Here is a 1,999-nt window from a genome sequence, read left to right on the forward strand (position 1 = left end):
ACCGACACCCAAATCAAAATCCGCGGCTTCCGCATCGAACCCACCGAAATCGAAACCACCCTCACCACCCACCCCCACATCACCCAAGCCACCCTGGTCCACGGCGACCAGCAGCTGACGGCGTACGTGACCACCGCCCCCGGGGCCCCCGTACCGAGCCCCGACGTCCTCCGCGACTGGCTGCGGGAGCGGCTGCCCGAGCACATGGTCCCGGCCCGGTTCGCGGTGCTGGACCGGCTGCCCCTCACCCCCAACGGGAAGATCGACAAGGCAGCCCTGCCGACGGTCGAGGCCCCGCTCACCACCGGCGGCCGGCAGCCGCGCACGGAGGCCGAGGAACTCCTGCGGTCCCTCATCGGCGAGGTGCTCGGCGCCGTCGCGCCGCTCTCGATGGACGACAACTTCTTCGACCACGGCGGCCATTCGCTGCTCGCCGCCCGCCTGACGAACCGGATCGCCGCCACCCTCGGCGTCACCCTCACCCTCCGCGACGTCTTCCAGCACCCCACCCCCGCCGCCCTCGCCCGCCGGATCGACGAGGTCTGCGACCGGCCCGCCCTGCCGCCGCTCACCGGCCGCCTGCCCCGCCCCGAGCCGCTCCCGCTGTCCTTCGCGCAGCAGCGGCTGTGGCTGGTGGCCACCGGACTGGGCGGGCAGGGGACCTCGTACAACGTGCCGATGGCGGTCCATCTGGAGGGCGAACCCGACCTCTCGGCCCTCCGCGCCGCCTTCCTCGACCTGGCGGGCCGTCACGAACCGCTGCGTACCCGCTTCGTCCCCTCGGACGGCGATCCGTACCAGGTCGTGGATCCGGTCCCGGCGCCCGCCTTCGAGGTGCGTACGGTCGAGCCCGAGGACCTGGAGTCCGAACTCCTCGCCGCCGCCCGCCACTCCTTCGACCTGTCCACCGAACATCCCCTACGGGTCACCCTGTTGGGCACGGGCAACGACCGGTACACGCTCCTCGTCCTCCTCCACCACATCGCCACCGACGGGCAGTCCCTGCGGCCGCTGTTCGAGGACCTGTCCCTCGCCTACGCGGCCCGTCTCGCGGGCACCGCCCCCGCGTGGCCGCCGCTGCCCGCCGAGTACGCCGACTTCGCGCTCTGGCAGCGCACCGCCCTCGCGGGCGGACCGCTGGAGACGCAGCTCGCGTACTGGAAGACGGCCCTGGCCGGCCTGCCCGAGGAGCTGGGGCTGCTGCCTGACCGGCCACGGCCGCCGGTGGCGGGGCAGAGCGGCGGGATGGTCCGGGTCGACTTCGGGACCGAACTGTACAAGCGGGTGGTGGAACTGGCGCGGGCCGAGCGGTGCACTCCGTTCATGGTGGTCCAGGCGGCGCTGGCGGCCACGCTGACCCGGCTGGGCGCGGGCACGGACGTCCCCCTGGGCTCGCCGGTCGCGGGCCGGCCGGACGAGGCGCTGACCGGGCTCGTCGGGTTCTTCGTCAACACCCTGGTGCTGCGCACCGACACCTCGGGGAACCCGGCCTTCCGGGAGTTGCTGGCCCGGGTGCGTACCGCCGACCTGGACGCGTTCGCTCACCAGGACGCCCCGTTCGACCTGGTACTGGAGGCCGTGAACCCGGCGCGTTCCCTGGCCCGGCACCCGCTGTTCCAGGTCTGCCTGGCCCTCGAATCGGGGCCGCGGGTGGTGCCGGACCTGCCCGGGCTGCGGGCGGGGTCGGCGGAACCGCTGGCCACCGGGGCCGTCAAGTTCGACCTGGAGTTCCTCTTGCACGCCGAGGAGGACGCGGGGCTGACGGGGGCGGTGCTGTACAGCTCCGATCTGTACGACCGGGCCACGGTGGAGCGGATGACCGCGATGCTGCGGCGGACGCTGGAGCAGGCCGCGCGGGAGCCGGGGGTCCGGCTGTCGGAGCTGGAGGTCCTCGGTGAGGCGGAGCGGCGGCAGGTGCTGGAGGAGTGGACGGGTACCCGCGCGGAGACCGGCGAGGACACCCTGGTCGACCGCTTCGAGGAACAGGCCCGCCTACGCC

The 1,999-nt window shown here is 73.5% G+C and carries 1 protein-coding gene; it reads left to right on the top strand.

Features of this window, described 5'->3' with window-relative positions:
• Window positions 1-1,999: condensation domain-containing protein (locus ACFV0Q_RS41075; RefSeq protein WP_385013164.1), on the top strand; the 1,999-nt coding region annotated here is incomplete at both ends.

The organism is Streptomyces sp. NPDC059564 (genome assembly GCF_042735575.1).
GTDB lineage: Bacteria > Actinomycetota > Actinomycetes > Streptomycetales > Streptomycetaceae > Streptomyces.